This window comes from Exercitatus varius (assembly GCF_029577735.1).
In the GTDB taxonomy this organism is placed as follows: Bacteria; Pseudomonadota; Gammaproteobacteria; order Enterobacterales; family Pasteurellaceae; genus Exercitatus; species Exercitatus varius.
This window is the reverse complement of sequence record NZ_JARQTO010000009.1, coordinates 1-25,473: the sequence shown is the minus strand read 5'-3', so window position 1 is coordinate 25,473 and position 25,473 is coordinate 1. Positions and strand designations below refer to the sequence as shown.

Genomic DNA, 25,473 nt, shown 5'->3' with positions numbered 1-25,473 from the left:
ATCACAAACTGGAAAATTTTACATTAAATTGACAAATTTGTGAGTGAGATTCCAATTTCGTTTTGATTAAGTTTATCCTGTCGCATTTTTCCGCCATATTGCGTTAAATGGCAAAGTGAAAGAGAGTTATGCGGTGGAAAAGTTTGCATTGGGTTGTATTGCCGGAGTCGCTACCATTCTGTTTTTACCGGAAAGGGGATTATTATCTTCGGATTTTCTGTTTGGCGTTTTGTGCGTTTTGGTGGGCCTCAATGTTTATTTTTATCGGCGGCGTCGATTTTCCGTTTGGGGTGGTATCGTTTTGGGCGGGGTAGGGCTTTGCGTGGGATTAATGATTTCCCACAGCCAAGTTCTTCATTTGTTGCAACAGGCGCAGGCGGTTTCCGCACAAAACGTCACGGCGGAATTTCGCATTCAGAAGATTCAGCATATCGGCGATTATCAAACCGCGATCGTTAAAAATACGGCGAACCGTCAACTGTATTATGTGACTTGGAACGATTCTTCCCCCGTAAAAGCCGGTGAAATCTGGCGGCTGGAAATACGTCAACGTCCGTTGTCTTCCCGCTTGAATCAGGGCGGCATGGATCGCCAGGCGTGGTATTTTTCTCAAGCGATTACGGCGACGGGAACGGTGAAAAGTGCGGTCAAAATCGGTGACGATTTTTCATGGCGGGAAGCATGGTTTCATCAATCGCTCAGGCAAACCGCAGACTTACCGCAGCAAGGATTGTTATTGGCGTTGGGTTTTGGCGAACGCGCTTGGCTGAAACCTGAAGCCTGGCAAGCCTATCAGCAAACCAACACGGCGCATTTAATTGCCATTTCCGGGCTACACATCGGTTTAGCGATGATGCTGGGAATGGGGCTGGGGCGGGCGTTTCAGTTTTTTCTGCCGACTTTATGGATTTCGCCGCTGTTGCCATCGCTTACCGGCGCGGGATTGGCATGGATTTATGTGAATCTGGCGGGCTTCGCCGCTCCCACTTCGCGCGCGTTAGTGGCGTTATTTTTGTTGTTAAGCCTGCGTTTTGCCCGGGGATACTGTTCGCCCTGGCAGCTTTTTGTTTACGGAGTCGCCGTTTTATTGCTGAGCAGTCCGTTGATGATTTTATCCGCCAGTTTTTGGTTATCGGTGGGCGCGGTATTTTGCCTGATTTTATGGTATCGGATTTTCCCGCTGCACGCCGTTCGCTGGCGCGAACAACCTATTCCGAGCAAAGTGCAGTGGATTTTTGCGCTGTTTCATTTACAGTTCGGTTTGTTATGGCTGTTTACGCCTATTCAGATTGCGTTATTTAACGGCGTTTCCTGGGCCGGATTCGCGGTGAATTTGATCGCGGTGCCGTTTTTCAGCTTTTTCCTGGTGCCATTGGTGTTATTTGCCGTGTTGACGAACGGCGCGCTCGGATCCTGGCGGCTTGCCGATCAATTTGCGCAATGGATTACTCATTTGATTATGCGGTTTGACGGTTATTGGCTGACGGTCAGCGAAAAAACAGGCTGGATTTTGACCGCACTTTTAACATTTTGCCTGCTGATTTTTATCCTTTGGCTTTATCGCGAACGTGCAGCGGTCGGCCCGCCGTTAGCGGCACACGGCCATTCGCGCTCGGGACGCGCCCGGCTTGGTTTTTCGCTGGAAAATAAACCGGCGGAACGGCCGTTTATTGTGAGCGGTTGTTTGTTATTGCTTTTATTCTGCGCCGTGCATTGGGGATATTTATGGTGGCGGGAACCGGATTGGCGGGTGGAAACTTTGGATGTCGGCCAAGGGCTGGCCACTTTGATCGTGAAAAATCAGCGCGCCGTTTTGTATGATACCGGCGTGGCATGGGAAGGCGGTTCTATGGCGGAAATTGAAATTCTGCCTTATTTGCAACGGCAGGGAATTGTGCCGGATAAGCTGATTTTAAGTCATGACGATAAAGATCATTCCGGTGGTGCACAGACGATTTTACAGGCTTATCCCGAAATTGAACTGATTACGCCGTCTCACGAAAACTATGGAAAAATTGACCGCACTTTTTGCCTGCGGGGGCAAAACTGGCGTTGGCAAAATCTGAGGTTTGACGTGTTATCGCCGGCGAAAATCGCGGTGCGTGCGGAAAATGCCGATTCTTGTATTGTGTCGGTTTCCGACGGTATTCACCGTGTTTTGCTGACGGGCGATGCGGACGTGGCGACGGAAAATCAGATTATCGATCGGTTGGGCAAAACGGATGTTTTGCAGGTGGGGCATCACGGCAGCAAAACGTCTACGGGCAGCCGTTTGGTTCGGCGAATTCGGCCGGAGATTGCGTTGATTTCCAGCGGACGTTGGAATCCGTGGCATTTTCCTCATCCGTCGGTGGTGGAACGTTTGCTGCGCGCGCAAAGTGCGGTCAAAAATACAGCAGTTTTTGGACAAATTTCCGTGCATTTTAACGGAGAAAAGATGTCGGTTGAGACCATGAGAACCGATTTTTCGCCCTGGTATCGCGGATTTATTGGCGAAAGTCGGAAATAACGGGTACAATGCGTTCAAATTTTTACGGACGATTCGATTTATGACACAAGAAAAAGACATTTCGACTTTTAAAACTTTTAAGCGTTTATGGCCGACCATTCAACCTTACAGCTGGGTGCTGGTGGGCGGCGGTGTCATGTTAATACTGAATGCGTTGATTGATTCGGGGTTGATCTATTTGCTTAAACCGCTGTTGGACGAAGGTTTCGGTACGGCGGATCACGATTTTCTGAAATTGATGGCGGTGGTCGTGGTAGTGTTTATTTTCTTCCGCGGGATTACCAATTATTTTTCCGCGTACGCCATTTCCTGGGTGTCCGGCAACGTGGTGATGAATATCCGCCGTCGTTTGTTCCGTCATATGATGTTTATGCCGGTGAGTTATTTCGACCAAAATCCGGCCGGCCGTTTATTATCCCGTGTGACTTATGATACGGAAATGGTCGCCAATTCGTCATCCTCCGCGTTGGTTACTATTGTACGTGAAGGCGTTTATTTGATTTCGCTGTTTGCGGTGATGATTTACACCAGCTGGCAGCTTTCCGTCGTATTATTTATTTTGGCGCCCATCATCGGCGGATTGATCGGTGTGGTGTCAAAACGTTTCCGCGAGTTAAGCCGTAATATTCAGGGGGCGATGGGGGAGCTAACCACGACCACCGAGCAAATGATCAAAGGGCATAAAGTGATTTTGTCTTACGGCGGGCAACAAGTGGAAGAACGCCGTTTTAACGAGGTGAGCGACGATATGCGTCGCAAAGGGTTAAAAATTGTTGCGGCGGACGGAATTGCCGACGGTGTGGTGCAGTTAATTGCGTCTTTAGCTTTATCCGCCGTGTTGTATGTGGCGACTATTAAAAGTCTGGCGATCGATAATCTGAGCGCCGGCTCTTTCACTGTAGTATTTTCTTCTATGATGGCGATGATGCGTCCGTTGAAATCCTTAACCAACGTGAATTCGCAATTTCAGCGCGGAATGGCGGCGTGTCAGACGTTATTCGATTTCCTGGATTTAGATGTGGAAAAGGATCAGGGAACAAAAGAAGTGACGCGCGCTAAAGGTGAGGTAACCTTCAAAAACGTATTTTTCGCCTATGAAGGCAAAGAAGAGTTGGCGCTGAAAAATATCAATTTTCAGATTAACCAGGGTAAAACCGTGGCATTGGTCGGGCGCTCCGGTTCGGGCAAATCCACTATCGCCAGCTTACTGACCCGTTTTTATGACGTCACGGACGGCGAGATTCTGTTAGACGGTGTGAATATTCGGGATTACAAGCTGTCTAATTTACGCGAGCAATGTTCCATTGTGTCGCAACAGGTTCATTTATTTAACGATACCGTTGCGAATAATATTGCCTATGCAGCGAATGACCGATATAGTCGAGATGAAATTATTGCCGCGGCGAAAGCGGCGCATGCCATGGAATTTATTGAAAAACTGGATAACGGATTGGATACGGTGATCGGTGAAAACGGCGCCAGTTTGTCCGGTGGGCAACGTCAGCGTCTTGCCATAGCCCGAGCTTTATTGCGTAATTCGCCGGTGTTGATTCTGGATGAAGCCACTTCGGCGCTGGATACGGAGTCGGAACGCGCGATTCAGGCGGCATTGGAGGAACTACAAAAAGATCGTACCGTCTTAGTGATTGCCCATCGTTTATCCACGATTGAAAAATCCGATGAAATTATTGTGATTGAAAACGGTGAAATTAAAGAACGGGGTACGCATGCGGATTTATTGGCGCAGGGCGGCGCTTACAAACAGTTGCATTCCATGCAGTTTTCCCATTAAATAAAGCGGGCGTTTGCCCGCCGTTTTGTTATTTAGAACGACATCAAATTCATACGAGCGCAAAAACGCCGTATCACGGAGACAATAATGAATTTCTGGTATTCCCGTTCCAAAATTGCCTATTTGTTGTTGCCTTTTTCTTTTCTGTTTTGGCTAATCAGTACCATTCGCCGTTTTTTATTTCAATCCGGCATTATTTCCGCTTATAAAGCGCCGGTTCCCGTTGTGATTGTGGGTAATTTGTCGGTTGGCGGAAACGGAAAAACGCCGGTGGTCATATGGCTGGTACAACAGTTGCAGGGACGCGGATTAACCTGCGGTGTAATTTCCCGCGGTTACGGTAGCCGGTCTGAAGTTTATCCTTTATTGGTGAATGCCGAAACCGATCCGATTCAAGGCGGCGACGAACCCGTTCTTATCGCCAAGCGTACCGGTGTACCGGTGTGTATTTCGCCGAATCGCCGACAGGCGGTAGAATTATTATTAAACCGTTATTCCTGTGATGTGATCATCAGTGATGACGGATTACAGCATTATAAATTGCAACGCGATATTGAAATTGTGGTGATGGACGCCGTCAGAGGGCTGGGTAACGGATGGATTTTGCCTGCGGGACCGTTGCGGGAATTGCCGCGTCGCCTGGCGGATGTGGATCTCGTTATTACCAACGGCGGGGAAAATGTTTATTCGGATGCGGTGATGCGGTTGGTTCCTCATTATGCGATCAATTTAGTGACAAATGAAAAGCGTGAATTAAGCGATTTTAAACAGGCGACAGCCATTGCCGGGATTGGCAATCCTTCTCGTTTTTTTAAAATGTTACAGGGTGAAGGTGTTCAACTGGTTGCCGCTCAGGCATTTCAGGATCATCAGAAATTCAGCGCGGATTTGTTTACTCGATTCGATCCGACATTGCCTTTATTGATGACCGAAAAAGATGCGGTAAAGTGCGGTGGATTTTCGCAACAAAATTGGTGGTATGTGCCGGTGGATGCCGAAATTTCAGGGGAAAAATCCGCCGCACTGTTAGATAAAATTCAACAAATGACACAGCAAGGAAAATAATATGACGACATTTACGGTAATCATTCCCGCGCGTTTTGCGTCAAGCCGATTGCCGGGCAAGCCGTTGGTGGATATTGCCGGCAAACCCATGATTCGCCATGTGTGGGAAAAGGCCCGTCAATCGGGTGCAAGCCGTGTTGTGGTGGCGACGGATAACGAACAAGTAAAAAATGCCGTATTGCAATTCGGCGGCGAAGTATGCATGACCTCGGAAAAACATAATTCCGGTACGGAACGTTTGGCGGAAGTGGTGGAAAAATTAGGGATCGCGGACGATGAAATTATCGTCAATATCCAAGGCGACGAGCCGCTGATTCCGCCGGTCATTGTGCGACAAGTGGCGGCAAATCTGGCGAAATATCAGGTAAATATGGCAAGCCTGGCGGTGAAAATTGAGGAGGCACAAGAACTCTTTAATCCTAACGCCGTTAAAGTGCTGACGGATCGGGCGGGTTACGTGCTGTATTTTTCGCGCGCGGCGATTCCGTGGAACCGCGACCAATTCGCCGGTATTGCGGCAAACACGAAAAGCCTTGACGATTTGCAGCTGGGCGACCATTATTTGCGCCACATCGGCATTTACGCTTATCGCGCGGGTTTCATCAAACAATACGTGCAATGGCAACCGACAGCGCTGGAAAAAATCGAAAGTCTGGAGCAACTGCGGGTGTTGTGGTATGGCGAACGCATTCATGTCGAACTTGCCGAAGAAGTGCCGGCGGTGGGCGTGGATACGCCGGAAGATTTAGAAAAAGTGCGGTCAATTTTGACGGCGTTTTAACAACTGAAATGGCAATTACATTAAAAGGAAAGCAAAATGTTAGACAAAATCATTGGTTCGGTATTAAGCAATGTATTGGGCGGCTCCGGTAACGGCGGGGCGCAAAGCGGTTCCGTCATTACGGATGTGTTGGGTTCGTTATTGAAAAATCAAGGCGGCATGGAAGGCATTTTCAACCAACTGCAAAAAGGCGGTTTGGACGATTTGCTGAATTCTTGGATTGGCACCGGTCAGAACAAGCCGATGAACGCCGAACAGGTGAACGAGGTGTTCGGTGACGAAACCCTTTCCGACGTGGCGCAACAAGCGGGCGTGGAAAAAGCGCAGGCGCAGGATATTTTGTCTCAGGCGTTGCCGCAAATTATCGATATGTTAACTCCGAACGGGCGCGAGGGCGGCGTGCAACCGGAAGTTATTACTCAGCGCGCCGAACAGGCGCAACAAGAGGGTTTCGGTTTGGACGATTTGTTAGGCGGATTATTGGGCGGACAACAAACGCAATCTCAGATTCAACAGGGCGGTTTGGGCGATATTTTAGGTCAAATCTTAAACCAACAACCGACCCGTACCAGCCGGACTTCCGCGCCAAGCAGCAATGATGAATTAGCGCAGGATATCGGTTCGGTATTAAATAATTTCTTTAAATAGCATTATCTTAACTCGATAAAAGGCGGCGGTTTTGTCGTCTTTTTATTTGCCGATTCTCGGTAAAAATTGTGCTAAAATTGACCGCACTTTTATCCTTCGGTGTTAAATTTTATGTTCGATTCCAAAGCTTTTCTTAAAAACGTCACCCATGATCCCGGCGTTTATCGCATGTTCGATAAAACCGATACGGTAATCTATGTGGGAAAAGCGAAGGATTTGAAAAAACGGCTGTCCAGTTATTTCCGCCCGAATTTAAGCAGCAAAAAAACGGAGGCGCTGGTGGCGTCTGTTGCGCGCATTGAAACCACCATTACCACTTCGGAAACGGAAGCTTTATTACTCGAACACAATTACATCAAAACTTTTCAGCCGCGTTATAACGTGCTGTTGCGCGACGATAAGTCCTATCCCTATATTTTGCTGACCAAAGAACGCCATCCGCGCATTACCGCTTATCGCGGGGCGAAGAAAATTCAGGGTGAATATTTCGGACCTTATCCGCACGCGGGCGCAGTGCGCGAAACGCTGTCATTGCTGCAAAAACTTTTTCCCGTTCGACAATGTGAAAACTCAGTGTATAAAAATCGCTCGCGCCCTTGCTTGCAGTATCAAATCGGACGTTGTTCCGCGCCTTGTGTCGCAGGTTACGTGACGGACGAAGAATATCAGGCGCAGGTGGAATACGCCCGTTTGTTTTTGCAAGGAAAGGATCAGCAGGTATTGGCTCATTTGATCGCTAAAATGGAAGCCGCCAGCCGGGATTTGAACTTTGAGAGCGCCGCCCGTTTTCGCGATCAGATTCAAGCGGTTCGCGCCGTCATTGAAAAACAATTTGTGTCTAACGATCGCTTGGATGATATGGATATTATTTCCATTGCCTATCAGCACGGCGTGGCTTGCGTACAAGTGTTGTTTATTCGTCAGGGCAAAGTGCTGGGCAATCGCAGTTATTTTCCGAAAGTTCCGGCAAATACGGATTTATCCGAATTAACGGCAACCTTTGTAGGGCAGTTTTACTTACAGGCGCATCAGGGACGCACGGTGCCGAACAGCATTGTGGTGGATCATAAGCTGGAAGCCAAAGAGGAAATCGAACAACTGCTTTCCGAACAGGCGGGGCGCAAGGTCGGTATTCAGGATAAAGCCAAAGGCAGTAAGAGCAAGTATCTGTCGCTGGCGCAAATGAATGCAAAAGCGGCGCTGACGTTGAAACTCAAAGAAACGACGCTGATCGGAGAACGTTATCGGGTATTGCAGGAACTGCTTGGCATGGACAAAATCAACCGGATGGAATGTTTTGATATCAGCCATACCATGGGCGAACAAACCATCGCCTCTTGCGTGGTGTTTAACGAGGCGGGACCGTTTAAATCCGAATATCGCCGTTTTAATATTGAAGGCATTACCGGCGGCGATGATTACGCGGCGATGGAACAGGCGCTGAAGAAACGTTATGACCGCGATTTGCCGCCGGAAAAAATTCCCGACGTCATTTTTATTGACGGCGGTAAAGGCCAGTTAAATCGCGCTTTAAGCGTGTTTGAAGGACTGAATGTAAAATGGGATAAAAATCGACCGCACTTAATCGGTGTGGCGAAGGGCGTGGATCGCCGGGCAGGGCAGGAAACCCTGATTTTAAGCAAAGAAGGACGGGAAGTGAATTTGGAGCCGGATAATCCGGCATTGCATTTGATTCAGCATATTCGAGACGAAAGCCATAATCACGCGATTTCCGGACACCGTAAAAAACGTCAGAAAGCATTCACCCAAAGCGGGCTGGAAACCATTGAAGGCGTTGGACCGAAACGTCGTCAGGCATTGTTAAAATACCTCGGCGGCATGCAAGGGGTAAAAAACGCGACGCAGGATGAAATCGCCTCCGTGCCCGGTATTTCACGGGCGTTAGCCGAAACCATTTTTGAGACGTTAAAGCACTAGAAACCGTTTACGAAATAAAAGTGCGGTCAAAATTAAGGAAGTTTTTTATGTCAGAATCTGTGATTGAAAGTCATCCGTTTCCGCCTCTGTTGCCGCCGCAGGCCACCGTTATGATGATGGGCACGTTCCCGCCGCCTGCGGACAAACGCAGCATGGCGTTTCATTATCCGAATTTTCAAAACGATATGTGGCGGATTTACGGAGCGATTTTCTTTGGCAATAAAGATCATTTTGTGGTGAAGAACGAAAAGCGGTTTGATGCGGAGCGCATCAAAGCTTTTCTGACGGAGCGCGGAATCGCTTCTTGTCCCACCGTTTTAAAAGCCATTCGCGAACGGGGCAATGCTTCGGATAAATTTCTGGAGATTGTGGAACCTGTTCCGCTGGCGGAAATTTTAACCCGGCTTCCGCAATGCAAATGGATTTTCACCACCGGCGGCAAAGCGACGGAAGTGTTGTGCAGTTTGTCGCCGGAAAAACCGAAAGAACCGAAAACCAACGAAGCGATTGATTTCCCTTTTGCAGGACGAAAACTGAAACTTTACCGTGCGCCTTCCACTTCCAGGGCTTATCCGCTGAGTTTCGAGAAAAAAACGGCGGCATATCGCACATTTTTTCAATTAGCCGGTATTTTATAGGAGCCGATATGTTAGACAGCGCTTTATTGGGGTTAACCCACGCCCAGCAACAGCAGGCGGTAGAACAAATTCAAAAACTGATGGCGACAGGCGTTCCCGCCGGACAAGCGATTAAACTTGTGGCGGAAGAACTGCGGAAACGGCACGAGGAAAAAGGAATGAATTGCCCGTCTGACGATTGACCGGCAAAGACGAAATCCGAAAAGTGCGGTAAAAAAACACAAGATTTTTTCACCGCACTTTTTGTTCACTGGGGTTATCGGCGGATTATTTTTTGCGCGCCAGCATGGTCACGAACTTCATTTTAATCCGATTGCCGTTTTCATCGGTTTTGTGTAATTCGCCCGGTTCTTCGTTGTATTTCACCAATTCCCAATCGCGATAATAATCGCTTAATTCCCCCGCTTTGAAGGTAAAGGAAAACGGAACCGGGCAAGGCGCGTCCGCCGTATCCATCGCGGCGACAATCAGATTGTAGCCGCCGCTGTTGGTGTGTTGTTGCATATTCTGAATGATGGCGGGCACGGCGTCGCGGTTTAAAAACATAAACACCACGGTGGATAAGATAAAATCGTAATTTTCCCGAATATTTGCCGAGTTAATGTCGTAAAGTGCGGTGGAAATCGGCAGGTTTTCTTTGTGTGCCGTTTCCCGTAAAAACGTCAGACTGGCTTCATTGTGATCCCAGGATGTTACCTCATACCCCAACAGGCTTAAAAATAACGAATTGCGTCCCTGCCCGCAGCCTAAATCCAGGGTTTTGCAAGGCTGAATCCGTTCCGCCGCCGCTTTCACTTCGGAATGAGTTGCCGTCATATTGTATTTTTTGCTGAAGTAATCCGCTTTGGTGCAATAAAATTCCAGATAGCATTCCAAGTCGTCGGACGCCGCTTCCACGCGGTGCCATAATTGCGGTTCGACGAACGGCGTTTCGTCTGCCGGCGTAAAGAGATGTTCGCTGATCGTTTCGCCGTTTTCCGTCAGCACGTAAAATTTCAATCGGCCTTTTAATACGGTGATTTTGCCCCAGGTGCCGGCTTTGGTGTTGTGTTTTTCCCGAAACATGCGGGGAAGGCTGTCTTTGGTCCACACCGGCATTTTTTTGTAGCTGATTAATTCTGTTTTCATGATGGTTCTCATTGTGGTTATTTAAGGTTTATAGCTGAGTGTTATAGTAGGTTATTTAATGAATGATTTCAAGCGAAGAACGGAAAGGAAAAGTGCGGGCAAAATTTGAAGCGTTTTTTGCTAAAGAAAAATCCGCGCAGAAACGCGGATTTTGTCCTATTTATTCTTTCGGAGATTTGCGGGCTTTATAAATTTTCCAACCTACGAATAACGCGATTAAACCGATAAGCACATAAATTCCCGATTGACCGGTTTTGATCTGTTCCGCCAGCCATTCCCGATTATTAGCGCCGTGTTCGCCGAGATATACCCAAATCGGCACGGAAATAATGGCGGCGCAGAAATCCAGAAATAGGAAACGGACAAAACTGACGCGGCGGGTAATACCGGATACCATATAAATCGGCGCGCGCAAACCCGGTAAAAAACGGGCGACGAATAGGACGCGGTTGCCGTACCGTTCGAATTTATCCCGCACCATGCGTAACCGTTGCAAGGTGAGAATTCGCCGCATCGGACGGAAACGCAGGATTTTGACGCCGTAAATGCGTCCCAGCCAATACATGGTGCTGTCGCCGATTAATACGCCGAGCATACTGACGACCAGCATAATATGCACATTGACGTTTTCGGGATACAATCCTGCGATAATGCCGCCGGAAACCAAAGTAATGTCTTCCGGAATCGGCACGCCGAACCCACAAATAATTAACACGAATAACACGGCCCAATAGCCGTAATCGGTAAAAAAATTAACCAGTAAATCCATAAAATGTACACATCAAAGTTGTTGAACAAAATTGTGTGTATTTTGCCTTTTTTAGCGTTTAAATGCCAGTTTAAATTTGCTTTCGCAGGATAAATTCATTATAATTCACGGCCTCAAAGCCGGTCTTTGAGCAAGTTACGGGAAATTGCTGGGTCGCCTGCAATTTCTGAGATTTCATTTTACAATTTTAAGAGAACATTAACATGGCATTTAAATTTAACGCTGAAGTTCGTACGGCGCAAGGTAAGGGTGCGAGCCGCCGCCTGCGTCATAACGGCCAAATTCCTGCAATCGTCTACGGCGGCAGCGAAGCGCCGGTTTCCATCGTATTAAACCACGATGAATTAAACAACGCGCAAGCACAGGATAATTTCTATTCGGACGTGATCACTTTAGTGATTGACGGCAAAGAAGTTGCGGTAAAAGTTCAGGCTATGCAACGTCATCCGTTCAAACCGAAATTAGTACACATCGACTTTAAACGTGCTTAATTTTCCGTTGTTGAAGAACACCAATAATCCTCGATTGTTGGTGTTTTTTTGTTTTTGGCGTAAAGTGAGCCGATAAAGTGCGGTCAAAAAATACGATGTTTTTTGAAGAACAATAGGATTTTAGGAGTTTTTAGCGCGATCTATGAAAATTGCTTTAGGTGTGGAATATAACGGTAAAGGTTATTTCGGCTGGCAGCGACAGGAGAAACTTCCGAGCGTGCAGGAAGAACTGGAAAAGGCGCTGTCTTTTGTGGCGAACGAAAAAATTGAAGTGTTTTGTGCCGGCCGGACGGACAGCGGCGTGCACGGAACTGGGCAGGTGGTGCATTTTGAAACCCGTGCGGTGCGCCCCGCGCGTGCCTGGGAGTTTGGAACGAATGCCAATTTGCCCGACGATATTGCAATAAAATGGGCGAAAACCGTGGATGACGAATTTCACGCCCGTTTCAGTGCCACGGCGCGTCGTTACCGTTACCTGATTTACGCCAATCATTTGCGCTCCGCCGTTTTGCCCGAGGGCATTACTCACTGCCATTTGCCGCTCGATCATGAAAAAATGCACGCAGCGGGGCAGTTTTTGTTGGGGGAAAATGATTTTTCTTCTTTCCGCGCGGCGCAATGTCAGTCTAAAACGCCTTGGCGTAATGTGCATCATTTACGGGTAACGCGACACGGTCATTATATTGTGGTGGATATTCAGGCGAACGCGTTTGTGCATCATATGGTGCGTAATATTGTCGGCAGTCTGATGGAAATCGGATGCGGCCGTCAGCCTGCGGAATGGATGAAATGGCTGTTGGAGCAACGGGATCGCAAGCTTGCCGCGCCGACGGCAAAACCGGAAGGATTGTATTTGGTGGGGGTGACGTATCCCGACTGTTTTGCGATTCCGCGTTTGCCGCTTGGTCCGTTATTTTTACCTGACGAGTTGATATAAATGGCATTTTTTCAAACCGTAAAACGCGGACAGCGTTATCTTGAGCGTTGGCCTTTACACCCGAAATTGGCGGCGATTTTCCCGGAAAACCGCGTGATTATCGCCACCCGCTTCGCCCAAAAAGCCATGCCTTTTCTGGCGGTTTTTGCCGTGGTATGGCAGCAGCTTTTTGCCAAAGGCAATAATGTGGCGTTTTCTGCGGCGATTCTGACCGCAATTTTTGCCTTATGCTTACCTTTTCAGGGGCTGTATTGGTTGGGAAAACGGGTGAATACGAAATTACCGCCTCAAAGTGCGGTCAAATTTCAGGAGATTTTTTCCCGTTTGCGGGAAAAGCAAGTGACATTAACGCCGATCGAGCAGCCCGGTTACGGCGATTTGGCGGATCTTTTACAAAAAGCGGAGAAACACCTGGACGAAAGCTTTTGGGACGATCTGTAATTTTCTTATTATTTGGACTACGCAAACGGTTACTTTTTCTGTAAAATAGCCGAGTTAATTTGGGGAGCGTTTAATGATTGACTATATTATCATCGCAATTATTGTCTTTTCTATTGTTGTCAGCCTGCTGCGCGGTTTTGTGCGCGAAGTGATGTCGCTGGCAAGCTGGGTGGTGGCGTTTATCATTGCCAGTCAATTCTATCCTTATCTAGCCAATTTACTGACGCAAATCGAATCGGAATATATTCGCAACGGTACGGCAATCGGTATTTTATTTATTCTGAGCCTGATTGTGGGCGCCGTGGTGAATTATGTCGTCGGGCAATTAGTGGATAAAACCGGTTTATCCGGTACCGATCGTGTGCTGGGCGGTTGTTTCGGTTTTCTGCGCGGCGTGTTGATTGTCGCGGCGTTATTGTTCTTTCTCGATACCTTCACTAATTTTAACCAGACGGACATGTGGAAAACGTCAAAATTAATTCCGCACTTTGGTTTTATTGTGGAATGGTTTTTCGAGCAGCTTCAAACGAATTCCAGTTTTTTAAATTTACCTACAACGAAATAAGAGGGTGAGCAAATGTGCGGTATTGTCGGGATTGTTAGTCAAAGCCCAGTAAATCAATCAATTTATGACGCCTTAATGGTGTTGCAGCACCGCGGCCAAGATGCGGCGGGGATTGTGACGGCGGATGAAAACCGTTGTTTCCATTTACGTAAGGCGAACGGATTGGTGACCGATGTATTCCAGCAGGTTCATATGGAACGTTTGCGCGGAAATGCCGGTTTGGGGCACGTTCGTTATCCGACGGCGGGCAGTTCGAGCGAATTTGAGGCGCAGCCTTTTTATGTGAATTCGCCTTATGGCGTAACATTGGTGCATAACGGCAATTTAACCAATTCCGAAGAGCTCAAAGAAAAACTGTTCAAAGTCGCCCGCCGCCATGTCAATACCAAATCCGATTCCGAAGCATTGCTTAATATTCTCGCTTATCACATCGATCAAACCGCTAAATATCATCTCTCTCCCGAAGACATTTTTTCCGCCTTACGGTTAACCAATCAGGATATTCGCGGTGCCTATGCCTGCGTGGCCATGATTATCGGGCACGGTTTGGTCGCGTTTCGCGATCCGCACGGAATTCGCCCGTTGGTATTGGGTAAACGGGAAGATAACGGCAAAACGGATTATATGTTTGCCTCCGAATCCGTTGCATTGGATACCGTGGGATTTGAATTCGTACGGGATATCGCGCCGGGCGAAGCGGTATATGTTACTTTTGAAGGCGAAATTTATTCGGAAATTTGTGCGGACAATCCGAAGTTATGTCCTTGTATTTTCGAATATGTGTATTTTGCTCGTCCGGATTCCACCATTGACGGCGTTTCCGTTTATGCGGCGCGTGTTCACATGGGAGAACGTCTGGGACAAAAAATTGCCCGCGAATGGACGGATGAACAGATTGACGTAGTTATTCCCGTGCCGGAAACCTCGAACGATATTGCATTGCGTATTGCTCATGTATTGGGCGTGCCTTATCGTCAGGGATTTGTGAAAAACCGTTATGTGGGACGCACTTTCATTATGCCGGGACAAACTCAGCGCGTAAGTGCGGTGAGACGCAAATTGAACACTATTGCGGCGGAATTCAAAGGCAAAAATGTATTGTTGGTGGATGATTCCATTGTGCGCGGTACCACATCCGAACAGATTGTGGATATGGCGAGAGCGGCCGGCGCTAACAAGATTTATTTTGCCTCCGCCGCACCGGAAATCCGTTATCCGAATGTGTACGGTATCGATATGCCGACCAAACACGAACTTATCGCTTACGGTCGTACGACGGAAGAAATCGCTAAACTCATCGGTGTAGATCGCTTGGTTTTCCAGGATCTTTCTTCTCTCGAAATTTCCATCCAGCAAGAAAATCCGCATATTCGCGAATTTGATACTTCCGTTTTCACCGGAACCTATGTCACCGGCGACATCACCGCGGAATATTTAGACGAAATCGCCGATCAGCGTAATGATAAGGCCAAGAAGTAATTTATTCTTAACCTAATTGAAAAAGAAAACTAAGTTCCGTTATTGCGTAACTTAGTTTTTTTGTTTTTTGAAATCCGTAGTAACGATTGTATTGAATAGCCTATGAATATTTAGCGTTACCCGAAAAAATTCAATGTCGCAGTATTCAAAGTGCGGGCAAAATTTTAAACGTTTTTTTACAATTTAAAACGGTAGATAAAATCGAGCCGACAGCCGATTTTAATATCATTTGGCATATCGACCGAGCTTTAACAACCAAAGAAAAAAGCCCGTAAACGTTGATTTTACAGGCTTTTTTATGATTTTTCGTTTAGCTTTGTTGAGCTAAATTTAATTGTTTGGTGCTCTGGGCGAGACTTGAACTCGCACGACCTGCGGTCACTACCCCCTCAAGATAGCGTGTCTACCAATTCCACCACCAGAGCGTTATTGTTTAAATAGTTAATTTTTAGTTTTGAGGAATATCGGCGTTTTTATTTTCTACTGCCGGTGCAACGGTTTTTTGTTGCTGTTCAATTTGTTGAGCGGCTTGCGATAAATCATCAAATTTGCCTTGTTTAACGTTGTCGCGGTGAGAGTTAATGTTTCCGATGACAATGCTGATAACAAAAAATGCAACGGCCAAAATACTGGTTGAACGGGATAAAAAGTTGGCAGAACCGGCCGAACCGAAAACCGTGCCGGACGCACCGCCGCCAAAGGACGCACCGGTATCGGCGCCTTTGCCTTGCTGAATCAAAATTAAGCCAATCATAACGATTGAAATAATTAAATAAACAAATAATAAAACGCTATACATTGAATCTTCTCTGCGGATATTCGCAATTAACAAAAACGGGTCGAATACTACCGAATATTTGTAGGCTTCGCAAGTATTTTTTGTCCGAATGCCGAAAATCTAAGCGGATTTGACCGCACTTTTACCGGCTGTTTTTCTTGTTTTGCGTTTGACCGCCGGTTTCGGTTGATTGGCGACCGCACTCAGTTGGCGCAAGGCGGAAAAATTCACGAATTGCACCAGATCCGGCAGCATTTGCGTCAAATGAAACATAAAGGATTGATAACTGGTTTCTTTTTGACTGATGCCGTTCAGCTGCGCTTCCCATTGCGCCGTCATATCGGGTTGGGTCGCCGAATCCGGCAAGGCCTGAATCAGAATACGTCCCGCTTCCGTGCTGTGAATGTTGCGTCCTTTTTTATATAGAAATCCGCGTTTGAATAACAGTTCGATAATGCCGGCTCGGGTGGCTTCGGTACCCAGTCCGTCGGTTTCGCGTAAGATTTTTTTCAATTCTTTATCCTGCACAAAGCGGGCAATTCCCGTCATAGCGGAAAGCAGGGTGGCGTCGGTAAAGGGTTTGGGCGGTTGAGTTTTCTTACTGACGATTTCGCCTTTCTCGCAAAACAATATTTGTCCTTTTTTTACTTCGGGCAAAGGCGGTTCCGGTTGATCGTCGTCATCTTCTTTACCGAGCAATTCTTTCCAGCCGGCAATTTGCAGGTTACGCGCCTGCGCAATAAATGTTCCGCCCGTAATATTCAGCGTGATTTTACTTTTGCGGTATTCGGCGTCCGGGCAGAACTGCATGAGATATTGGCGGGCGATTAATTCGTAAATATTTTGTTCCTGCGCGGTTAAATTGACCGCGTGTTTTTTGGCGGTAGGAATGATGGCATGGTGCGCTTCCACTTTTTTATCGTTCCAGCAACGGTTTTTCTGCTCGGAATCGATTGCTTTCGGTAATGTTTGATAGGTCTGACAATGCACGGAAATGGCGTTCATTACCGCGTGGCGATCGGCAAAATGCTCATTAGGCAAATAACGGCAATCGGAGCGCGGATAGGTAATCAGCTTGTGTTTTTCATACAAACTCTGGCAGCTATCCAACACATCCTGAGCGGACAGACCGAATCGTTTTGCCGCGTCGATTTGGAGTGCGGAGAGCGAATAGGGAAGCGGCGCGGTTTCCTTTTCCCGCTTGTCTTCGTATGCCGTCACTTCCGCGGGTTGTTGCGCAATGCGTTTCACCACGTTTTCCGCCAGCGCGCGGGAAAGCACGCGGCCGTCTTCGTCCTGATAATCTTCGCAGGCTTTCGACGGTTGCCACAATGCGGAGAAGGAAAGTGCGGTAGAATTTTGCTCAGTTTTTATGTGAGCCAGCACTTCAAAAAAATCTTTCGGCTGAAAATTTTCGATTTCCTGATCGCGGCGCACAATCAGTCCCAGCACGGGCGTTTGCACGCGTCCTACGGATAATACGCCGTTGTAGCCGGCTTGACGCCCTCGAATAGTGTAGGCGCGCGTCATGTTGATGCCGTACAGCCAATCGGCGCGGGCGCGGGCAAGGGCGGAGGTCGCCAAGGGAATAAAATTGCGGTTCGGTTGTAGCTTGTTGACGGCTTTTTCCACCGCATTCGGGTTGAGATCGCTCACCAGACAGCGTTGAATTTTGTCCTTTTTATCGGCGGGCAAATTGGCGTAACTGAATACTTCGTCCACCAATAACTGACCTTCCCGATCCGGGTCGCCCGCGTTAACCAGTTCGTCGGCCTGATGAATCAGTTTTTCCACAATTTTCAGTTGCTTCGCCACTTCCTTGCGCGGGATCAGCTGCCATTTTTGCGGAATAATAGGTAAATGTTCCAACCGCCATTGTTTATAAATCGGGTTGTAGGCATCGGGTTCCGCCTGTTCCAGCAAATGCCCTACGCACCAGGTGACATAATCGTTTTCGCCGCAGCGAATAAAGCCGTCGCCGCGACTGTGCGGTTTCGGCAAAACATCGGCGATGGCGCGGGCAAGGCTGGGTTTTTCGGCTATAAACAGGCGCATTTTTCGCTCCGGATTAAAAAAGTGCGGTCGATTTTAGCGTAATTTTTATCGGATGCAAAATGCGGCGGAAATATCGGTAGGATTGGTTCGTGTTTGCACGAAAACTTTTTGCAAAAGCGAAACACATATTTATTGTGTGGGAATACTGATGTGGATCAAAATAAATGCATTTTCCGGTCGGGGGAAATTTACACATCTACATGTTTGCTATAGATTGGAACGGTTACTTTTTGATTTGCTTTTTTTACCTGAAACTATGTTGGAGTGATTGCTATGGCGAAGTTTTTTCTGATGCCGGAGGACAACTACGATACAAAAATCGGTGTGTTAATCGATAAATTTGTCAGTAAAGTCCAGAGTTTTCCGCCCGGTACTTGTCCGTTAGTGGTGCAATATGCGTCTTTGCGTTCTTCCGTCAGCCAAACATGTGGTAAATGCGTGCCTTGCCGTGACGGCATCCCGCAGTTATCGATTTTGGTAAGAAAAGTGCTGGACGGCGAGGGTGACGAATCCACCATGAAACAAATTCGAGCGCTGGCGGAGATGATTCGCGACGGTTCCGACTGCGCTATCGGCTATCAACCCGCTTTTGAGATTCTTGACAGCATTGAAGAATTCAAAGACGAATACGAAAGTCATATTCATAATAAATCTTGCCTGAAAAGCGTCGGACAAAAGATCCCCTGCATTAATATGTGCCCGGCGCATGTGGATATTCCCGGTTATATCGCCCATATCGGCGACGGCAATTATGCCGAAGCCATAAATCTTATCCGTAAAGATAACCCGTTGCCGACCGCTTGCGGATTGGTTTGCGAACATCCCTGCGAAGAACGTTGTCGTCGCCGTTTGATTGATGACGCCATTAATATCCGCGGGTTGAAAAAATACGCGGTGGATCAAGTGGCGGCAGACACCGTTAAGGTGCCGCAACCGTTGCCGGATACCGGTAAAAAAGTGGCGGTAATCGGCGGCGGGCCGGCAGGGTTAACCTGCGCTTATTTCCTTGCCCAAATGGGGCATCGCGTCACGATTTTCGAACGACAGAAAGCTTTGGGCGGGATGCTGCGTTACGGGATTCCGAATTATCGCTTCCCGAAAGATCGGTTAGATCAGGATTTGAATGCGATTTTATCCGCCGGTAATATCGAAGTGAAATACGGCGTAATGGTCGGTGAAGATATGCCGATTGAAAAAATTAAAGCGGATTACGATGCCATGTTCGTCAGTATCGGCGCGCAAAAAGGTAAAAGTTTGCGTATTGAAGGTGCCGATGCAAACAATGTTTTTTCCGCCGTGGAAATGCTGGACGGCATCGGTAACGGCAATATTCCGGATTACAGCGATAAAGTGGTGGTGGTGATTGGCGGCGGTAACGTTGCTATGGACGCCGCCCGTTCCGCAGTACGTTGTAAAGCCAAAGACGTGCGCATTGTGTATCGTCGCCGTCAGGATGATATGACGGCGTTGCATGCGGAAATTGAAGCGGCGATTATGGAGGGGATTGAATTAATCACTTTAGCCGCGCCGCTCGCCATTGAAAAAGACCAACAGGGCAACTGTACGGGGTTAACGGTGCAGCCGCAAATGACGGGACCTTATGATCACGGCGGTCGTCCGAGTCCGGTGGCGGTGAAGAAACCGCCGTTTACCATTGATTGTGATGTGATTTTAATCGCGGTGGGGCAGGATATTATCAGCCGTCCGTTTGAAGAATTCGGGATGCCGGCGAATCGCGGCGTATTTCAATCCGAATTGACTACCGCGGTGCCGGAGATCCCCGGTGTCTTTGTGGGGGGGGACTGCGCCACCGGTCCGTCGACGGCGATTAAAGCCATTGCGGCGGGTAAAGTGGCGGCGCACAATATCGACGAATACTTGGGTTACCATCATAAGTTCCCTTGTGAAACCCGGGCGCCGGAGCCAAAAGAAAATATGCGCATTCAGGTCGGTCGCGCCAATATTACGGAACGACCGGCTTACATTCGTAAACGCGACTTTGAACATGTAGAAAATCCGTATACTTATGAAGAAGCCATGCAGGAAGCCGCCCGCTGTCTGCGTTGCGATCATTTCGGTTGTGGAGTATTACAGGGAGGACGTGATCTATGATTAATTTAACCATTGACGGATTAACTGTTCAGGTCGAAAAAGGAACAACCGTGCTCGAAGCGGCAAAATCCGTAGGTATCAATATTCCTACGCTTTGCTATTTAAAAGATGTGAGCAATATCGGTTCCTGCCGCGTTTGTGTGGTGGAAGTGGAAGGCTATGACAAATTGCCGACTTCCTGTAATACTTTGGCGCAGGACGGCATGGTGGTTCGAACCCAAACGGATCGCGTAGTGAAATCCCGTCGCATGGCGCTGGATTTAATTCTTTCTCATCATAATCTGATTTGTTTTTCCTGCCCGTCTAACGGTGCCTGCGAGCTGCAAAACGTCTGTCATCAATGCGGCATTTCCGAATCAAGTTACGAAAATATTCGCGTAGCCGGCATTGAAGTTCCGCATGTGGAAGACAACCCGTTCCTGGGATATCGTCCGGATTTGTGCATTCATTGCCAACGCTGTATTAATACTTGTGCCAACGTGAGCGGCTGCGATTCCATTAAACTGACTTCACGGGGCATTTTCCGCACTATTGAAACGCCGTTCGGAAAGAACTGGAAAGAAACGGATTGCGAATCTTGCGGTAACTGTGCGGAAGCCTGTCCGACCGGCGCGATTTATAAAAAAGAAGCAAAATCGTACCGCACTTGGGAAATTTCACGGGTGCGAACCACTTGCCCGCACTGTGCCGTGGGTTGTCAATACGAATTATTGGTAAAAGACAACAAACTGGTAGGCGCGGAAGCGGTGAACGGGCCGTCTAACGGCGGACGTTTATGTGTGAAAGGGCGTTTCGGTTCCTATAAATTCGTGATGTCCGGAGATCGGTTGACGGATCCGCTGATTAAAGATCGCGCGACGGGTAAATTCCGTAAAGCAAGCTGGGATGAAGCGCTTGATTTGGTCGCCTCCAAATTTATGACGTTGAAACGCCAATACGGCCCGGATTCTCTGGCGGGATTTGCCTGTTCCCGTTCGCCGAACGAAGATATTTATATGGTACAGAAAATGGTGCGCACCTGTTTCGGTACCAATAACACCGATAACTGCGCTCGCGTCTGTCATTCCGCATCCGTAGAAGGCTTGGCAAAAACCCTGGGTTCCGGAGCGATGACCAATCCGATTTACGATATCACGCATGATGTGGATGCGATTTTGTTGGTGGGATCCAATCCGGAAGAAGCGCATCCGGTGGTGGGGATGCAAATCCGTGAAGCGGTACGCAAAGGCACCAAATTGATTGTGGTGGATCCGCGCGACATCGGATTGACCAAGCAGGCGGACGTGCATTTAAAATTGCGTCCGGGCACCAATATCGCCTTTGCCAACGGGATGTGTCATATTTTCATCAAAGAAGGATTAATTGATGAACAATTCATCGCCGAACGCACGGAAGGATTTAAAGAGCTGAAAAAAATCGTGAAAGATTATACGCCGGAACGCGTAGCGAAAATCTGCGGAATTGATCCGGACGATTTGCGTGCGGCGGCAAGAATTTACGCTTCAGCTAAAAAAGCGCCGATTATTTACTGCCTCGGCGTGACCGAACATTCCACCGGTACGGAAGGGGTGATGTCCATGTCCAACATGGCCATGATGGTGGGCAAACTGGGACGTGAAGGTTGCGGCGTTAACCCGTTGCGCGGACAAAACAACGTGCAAGGGGCCTGCGATATGGGCGCAATGCCGGATAAATTCCCCGGCTATCAACCGGTGACCAACCCTGAAATCCGCGAAAAATTTGAGAAAGCCTGGGGCGTTGAGTTACCGGCGCATGTGGGAACGCACGCCACCGATATTTTCCCGAAAGCCATTAAAGGCGAAGTGAAGGGGTTGTACATTTGCGGTGAAGATCCGGTGGTGACGGATCCGGACAGCGCTCATGTCGTGAAAGCATTGAATGCGTTGGATTTCCTCGTCGTGCAGGAATTATTTATGACGGAAACCGCGTTACTGGCTGATGTGGTGCTGCCGGGACGTTCCTATGCGGAAAAAGACGGCACCTTCACCAACACGGAACGTCGCGTGCAACGGGTTCGCAAAGCGGTGACCTTGCCGGGAAACTCTCGCCTCGATACGGATATTATCTGCGAACTGATGCGCCGCATGGGCTATAACCAACCGACGCTAACCGCCTCGGAAATTTTCGATGAAATGGCCTCGGTCACACCGTCGTTCCACGGTATGAGCTATGCGCGTTTGGAAAACGAACCGACTCAATCCTTGCAATGGCCGTGCACGGACAAATATCACCCGGGCACATCGATTATGCATGTAGGCAAAATGGTCCGCGGATTAGGCTTATTCTATCCGACGGAATATAAACCGGCGAAAGAATTACCGGATAAAAATTATCCGTTAATGTTAACAACCGGACGGATTTTGTATCATTACAACACTTCGGCAATGACGGCAAGAACCGAAGGCCTGATGGAAATCGTCGGACATTCTTTCGTGGAAATCAACACGGCGGATGCCAAATCTTTAGGTATTGTGGACGGCGAACGGGTCAGCGTTACGTCGCGTCGGGGGCGAATTACTTCGGAAGCGCGCGTATCGGATAAAACCAATCCGGGCGAATGCTGGATGCCGTTCCATTTTGCCGACGGCAACTGCAACTGGCTGACCAATGCCGCGTTAGACCAATTTGCGCGCATCCCGGAATATAAAGTGTGCGCTTGCCGCATTGAAAAACTGCCGAAAGAAGAAGCTTTCAATGCCAAAGGCAAATACGTGTCGCAAAAAATGGTGGCGCAGCAATGGCGCAAACGCATGGATAAAAACATCGCGCGGGCGTTAGGTTGACAGCCGTTTCATAAAGTGCGGGAGAAAAAACGATCGTTTTTTTGCCCGCACTTTTACATAAAAGATGCTAAAATCCCCCGACATTATGATTTAACCGGAATTTTTTACTTTATGCCACTGATCAGTTTAACCAACGGATATCTTTCTTTTAGCGACGCGCCTTTGTTAGATCACGCTGATTTACATATCGAAGCGAACGAACGGGTTTGTTTGGTAGGACGCAACGGCGCCGGTAAATCGACCTTGCTGAAAATTTTGTCCGGCGAAGTGGTGATGGACGACGGCAAACTGCAATTTGAAAAAGATTTGGTTATTTCGCGTTTAGAGCAGGATCCGCCCCGCCACGCCGAAGGGAATGTGTTTGATTATGTGGCGGAAGGCATTGGCCATCTGGCGGATTTACTAAAAGAATATCACCGAATTTCCGTACAGCTGGAAAACCGATACGACGAGGCGACGCTGAGCCGGCTGTCTCAGGTTCAGGCGAAACTGGAACACGAAAACGGCTGGCAGTTCGAAAATAAAATTAAGGAAGTATTGGGAAAACTGGAATTAAATCCGGAGGCGTCGCTGTCGGAATTGTCCGGCGGTTGGCTGCGGAAAGCCGCATTGGCGCGGGCGCTGGTGTGTGATCCCGATATTTTGCTGTTAGATGAACCGACTAACCACTTGGATGTGGATGCCATTGAATGGCTGGAAGAATTTCTGTCGGGCTTTGGCGGCAGCATGGTGTTTATTTCTCATGACCGTTCTTTCATCAAGAAAATGGCGACCCGAATTGTGGATTTGGATCGCGGGCGTTTGGTGTCATATCCGGGAGATTATGACACTTATCTCGCTGCAAAAGAGGAAAATCTGCGGGTCGAAGCCTTACAAAACGAATTGTTTGATAAAAAATTAGCGCAGGAAGAAGTGTGGATTCGCCAAGGCATTAAAGCGCGGCGTACCCGTAACGAAGGACGAGTGCGCGCGCTGAAAGCGTTGCGCGAAGAACGGCGTCAGCGCCGCGATGTGTTGGGTTCGGCGAAATTACAGCTGGATACCTCAAGTCGTTCGGGAAAAATTGTGTTTGAAGTGAAAGACGCCGGTTATGAAATTGAAGGAAAAACCTTGCTTTCCCATTTTAGCACCACGATTTTGCGCGGTGATAAAATTGCCCTGGTGGGGCCGAACGGTTGCGGGAAAACCACGTTTATCAAGTTATTGCTGGGGCAATTGCAACCTACTTCGGGCGCCATTCGCTGCGGAACAAAACTGGATGTTGCGTATTTTGATCAATACCGTGAGGATCTGGATCCGGAAAAAACCGTTATGGACAATGTGGCGGACGGCAAACAGGATATTGAGGTTAACGGCGTAAAACGCCACGTGTTGGGCTATTTACAGGATTTTTTGTTTCCGCCTAAACGAGCGATGACGCCGGTGAAAGCGCTGTCCGGCGGCGAACGTAACCGCCTGCTATTGGCAAAATTATTACTGAAACCGAATAACCTGCTTATTCTGGACGAACCGACCAACGATTTGGATGTAGAAACCCTTGAGCTGCTGGAAGAAATTTTAGCGGATTACCAAGGTACATTGATCATTGTCAGCCACGATCGTCAGTTTATCGATAATGTGGCGACGGAATGTTATCTGTTTGAAGGCAACGGCGTGCTCAATAAATATGTAGGCGGTTTTTTCGATGCTAAACAGCAGCAGGCGAACGTGCTGGCGAAAAAAGCGGAAGAAGAATCAAAACAGAAAAAAACAACGAAAAGTGCGGTCGAAATTAAAACAGTTTTTCAACCTGAGCGCCAACGCCCGTTGAAACTTTCTTACAAAGAACGACAGGAACTGGAACAACTGCCTCAATTATTAGAAAATTTAGAAGAAAAATTGACCGCACTTCAGAACGAAGTGAGTGCGCCGGAATTTTTCCAGCAACCGCATGAATATACGACGGCAAAATTACAGGAATTAGCCGAACAGGAGCAAGCGCTGGAGCAAGCCTTTGAACGCTGGGCAGCCCTGGAAGAAAAGAAAAATCAGACCGAAAGCTAAAATTTAAGCAAAAAAATGTTGAATTCTAAACAATTTGAATAAATAAGCAGCAAAAGAAAATAAATGTTCGATTTTTTCAAAAAAATGCTAGACAAGCATAAGGAAAATCCTTAATATACGCCCCGCAACGACGCGCTGAGCGCTCGTAGCTCAGTTGGATAGAGCGTTGGCCTCCGGAGCCAAAGGTCGCAAGTTCGAATCTTGTCGAGCGCGCCAGAGTCAGCGTATATACAATAAATCAATGGTGGCTATAGCTCAGTTGGTAGAGCCCTGGATTGTGATTCCAGTTGTCGTGAGTTCGAGTCTCATTAGCCACCCCATCTTATTTTTTAAGATTCTAACGGCGAGTAGCGCAGCTTGGTAGCGCAACTGGTTTGGGACCAGTGGGTCGTAGGTTCAAATCCTATCTCGCCGACCAATTTTTGCTCTTTAACAATTTATCAGACAATCTGTGTGGGCACCGATAAGATTCGTTTTAAAAAAAACAGAAGACTTAAGGT

Annotated in this window: 20 protein-coding genes and 4 tRNA genes; 19 read left to right on the top strand and 5 right to left on the bottom strand. The window is 47.9% G+C overall.

All coding sequences use genetic code 11. The annotated features are described in order from the left end of the window. Window positions 1–133 precede the first annotated feature (133 nt). The 8 genes from P7M01_RS07215 to P7M01_RS07180 all read left to right on the top strand — a co-directional run bounded on the left by P7M01_RS07215 (window position 134) and on the right by P7M01_RS07180 (window position 9,553). Complete coding sequence (locus tag P7M01_RS07215; RefSeq protein ID WP_317486335.1) at window positions 134–2,509, top strand: DNA internalization-related competence protein ComEC/Rec2; 2,376 nt, start codon at window positions 134–136, stop codon at window positions 2,507–2,509. Between the two features lie 40 nt (window positions 2,510–2,549). Beyond that, window positions 2,550–4,301: a lipid A ABC transporter ATP-binding protein/permease MsbA gene (msbA, locus tag P7M01_RS07210; RefSeq protein WP_317483421.1), complete on the top strand. Its 1,752-nt coding sequence runs from the start codon at window positions 2,550–2,552 to the stop codon at window positions 4,299–4,301. 87 nt (window positions 4,302–4,388) lie between these two features. After that, a complete protein-coding gene (lpxK, locus tag P7M01_RS07205) occupies window positions 4,389–5,366 on the top strand; it encodes a tetraacyldisaccharide 4'-kinase (protein ID WP_317483420.1) in 978 nt (325 codons plus the stop codon). Between the two features lies 1 nt (window position 5,367). Continuing rightward, on the top strand, window positions 5,368–6,147 hold the full coding sequence (gene kdsB, locus P7M01_RS07200; protein WP_317483419.1) for a 3-deoxy-manno-octulosonate cytidylyltransferase: 780 nt from the start codon (window positions 5,368–5,370) through the stop codon (window positions 6,145–6,147). A 36-nt stretch (window positions 6,148–6,183) separates the two neighbouring features. After that, a complete protein-coding gene (locus P7M01_RS07195) occupies window positions 6,184–6,795 on the top strand; it encodes a YidB family protein (protein WP_317477581.1) in 612 nt (203 codons plus the stop codon). A 111-nt stretch (window positions 6,796–6,906) separates the two neighbouring features. Then, a complete protein-coding gene (gene uvrC, locus P7M01_RS07190) occupies window positions 6,907–8,733 on the top strand; it encodes an excinuclease ABC subunit UvrC (RefSeq protein WP_317483418.1) in 1,827 nt (608 codons plus the stop codon). Window positions 8,734–8,780: 47 nt separating this feature from the next. Then, a complete protein-coding gene (locus P7M01_RS07185) occupies window positions 8,781–9,371 on the top strand; it encodes a DNA glycosylase (RefSeq protein ID WP_317483417.1) in 591 nt (196 codons plus the stop codon). Between the two features lie 8 nt (window positions 9,372–9,379). After that, on the top strand, window positions 9,380–9,553 hold the full coding sequence (locus P7M01_RS07180; protein WP_202935770.1) for a YoaH family protein: 174 nt from the start codon (window positions 9,380–9,382) through the stop codon (window positions 9,551–9,553). 85 nt (window positions 9,554–9,638) lie between these two features. Here the strand turns inward: P7M01_RS07180 and tehB are convergent, their stop codons facing one another. Both tehB and P7M01_RS07170 read right to left on the bottom strand, forming a co-directional pair. Next, window positions 9,639–10,499, bottom strand: a complete 861-nt coding sequence (gene tehB / locus P7M01_RS07175; protein ID WP_317475880.1) for an SAM-dependent methyltransferase TehB — start codon at window positions 10,497–10,499, stop codon at window positions 9,639–9,641. Between the two features lie 160 nt (window positions 10,500–10,659). Continuing rightward, window positions 10,660–11,268, bottom strand: coding sequence for a DedA family protein (locus P7M01_RS07170; RefSeq protein WP_317475879.1), 609 nt, complete (start codon window positions 11,266–11,268; stop codon window positions 10,660–10,662). Window positions 11,269–11,471: 203 nt separating this feature from the next. On the opposite strand from P7M01_RS07170, the gene rplY reads away from it, so the two are divergent. The 5 genes from rplY to purF all read left to right on the top strand — a co-directional run bounded on the left by rplY (window position 11,472) and on the right by purF (window position 15,181). Then, entirely contained in the window at window positions 11,472–11,759 is a 288-nt protein-coding gene (gene rplY / locus P7M01_RS07165; RefSeq protein ID WP_317475878.1) for a 50S ribosomal protein L25, read from the top strand. A gap of 142 nt (window positions 11,760–11,901) precedes the next feature. Next, the gene (gene truA, locus P7M01_RS07160) at window positions 11,902–12,696 is read left to right on the top strand and encodes a tRNA pseudouridine(38-40) synthase TruA (RefSeq protein ID WP_202935766.1); all 795 of its coding nucleotides are present in this window, start codon (window positions 11,902–11,904) and stop codon (window positions 12,694–12,696) included. After that, window positions 12,697–13,137, top strand: coding sequence for a terminus macrodomain insulation protein YfbV (yfbV, locus tag P7M01_RS07155; RefSeq protein WP_317483416.1), 441 nt, complete (start codon window positions 12,697–12,699; stop codon window positions 13,135–13,137). 73 nt (window positions 13,138–13,210) lie between these two features. Beyond that, a complete protein-coding gene (locus P7M01_RS07150) occupies window positions 13,211–13,702 on the top strand; it encodes a CvpA family protein (RefSeq protein WP_202935764.1) in 492 nt (163 codons plus the stop codon). Between the two features lie 12 nt (window positions 13,703–13,714). Further along, a complete protein-coding gene (gene purF, locus P7M01_RS07145) occupies window positions 13,715–15,181 on the top strand; it encodes an amidophosphoribosyltransferase (protein ID WP_317477589.1) in 1,467 nt (488 codons plus the stop codon). 339 nt (window positions 15,182–15,520) lie between these two features. On the opposite strand, the gene P7M01_RS07140 is transcribed toward purF, so the two are convergent. The 3 genes from P7M01_RS07140 to P7M01_RS07130 all read right to left on the bottom strand — a co-directional run bounded on the left by P7M01_RS07140 (window position 15,521) and on the right by P7M01_RS07130 (window position 18,014). Continuing rightward, window positions 15,521–15,606, bottom strand: a tRNA-Leu gene (locus tag P7M01_RS07140). A 23-nt stretch (window positions 15,607–15,629) separates the two neighbouring features. Then, window positions 15,630–15,980: a preprotein translocase subunit SecG gene (gene secG, locus P7M01_RS07135; RefSeq protein ID WP_202935757.1), complete on the bottom strand. Its 351-nt coding sequence runs from the start codon at window positions 15,978–15,980 to the stop codon at window positions 15,630–15,632. Window positions 15,981–16,079: 99 nt separating this feature from the next. Beyond that, a complete protein-coding gene (locus P7M01_RS07130; protein WP_317483415.1) occupies window positions 16,080–18,014 on the bottom strand; it encodes a DNA topoisomerase III in 1,935 nt (644 codons plus the stop codon). Between the two features lie 273 nt (window positions 18,015–18,287). On the opposite strand from P7M01_RS07130, the gene P7M01_RS07125 reads away from it, so the two are divergent. The 6 genes from P7M01_RS07125 (at window position 18,288) to P7M01_RS07100 (ending at window position 25,391) form a co-directional block, all read left to right on the top strand. Next, the gene (locus P7M01_RS07125) at window positions 18,288–20,126 is read left to right on the top strand and encodes an NAD(P)-binding protein (RefSeq protein ID WP_202937787.1); all 1,839 of its coding nucleotides are present in this window, start codon (window positions 18,288–18,290) and stop codon (window positions 20,124–20,126) included. Beyond that, complete coding sequence (gene fdhF, locus P7M01_RS07120; protein WP_317480845.1) at window positions 20,123–22,930, top strand: formate dehydrogenase subunit alpha; 2,808 nt, start codon at window positions 20,123–20,125, stop codon at window positions 22,928–22,930. Before P7M01_RS07125 ends, fdhF begins: the two co-directional genes overlap by 4 nt. A 111-nt stretch (window positions 22,931–23,041) precedes the next feature. Continuing rightward, window positions 23,042–24,973, top strand: a complete 1,932-nt coding sequence (locus tag P7M01_RS07115) for an ABC transporter ATP-binding protein (RefSeq protein ID WP_317483414.1) — start codon at window positions 23,042–23,044, stop codon at window positions 24,971–24,973. Between the two features lie 139 nt (window positions 24,974–25,112). Continuing rightward, window positions 25,113–25,189, top strand: a tRNA-Arg gene (locus P7M01_RS07110). 28 nt (window positions 25,190–25,217) lie between these two features. Then, a tRNA-His gene (locus tag P7M01_RS07105) sits at window positions 25,218–25,293 on the top strand. A 21-nt stretch (window positions 25,294–25,314) separates the two neighbouring features. Beyond that, a tRNA-Pro gene (locus tag P7M01_RS07100) sits at window positions 25,315–25,391 on the top strand. Window positions 25,392–25,473: the final 82 nt, after the last annotated feature.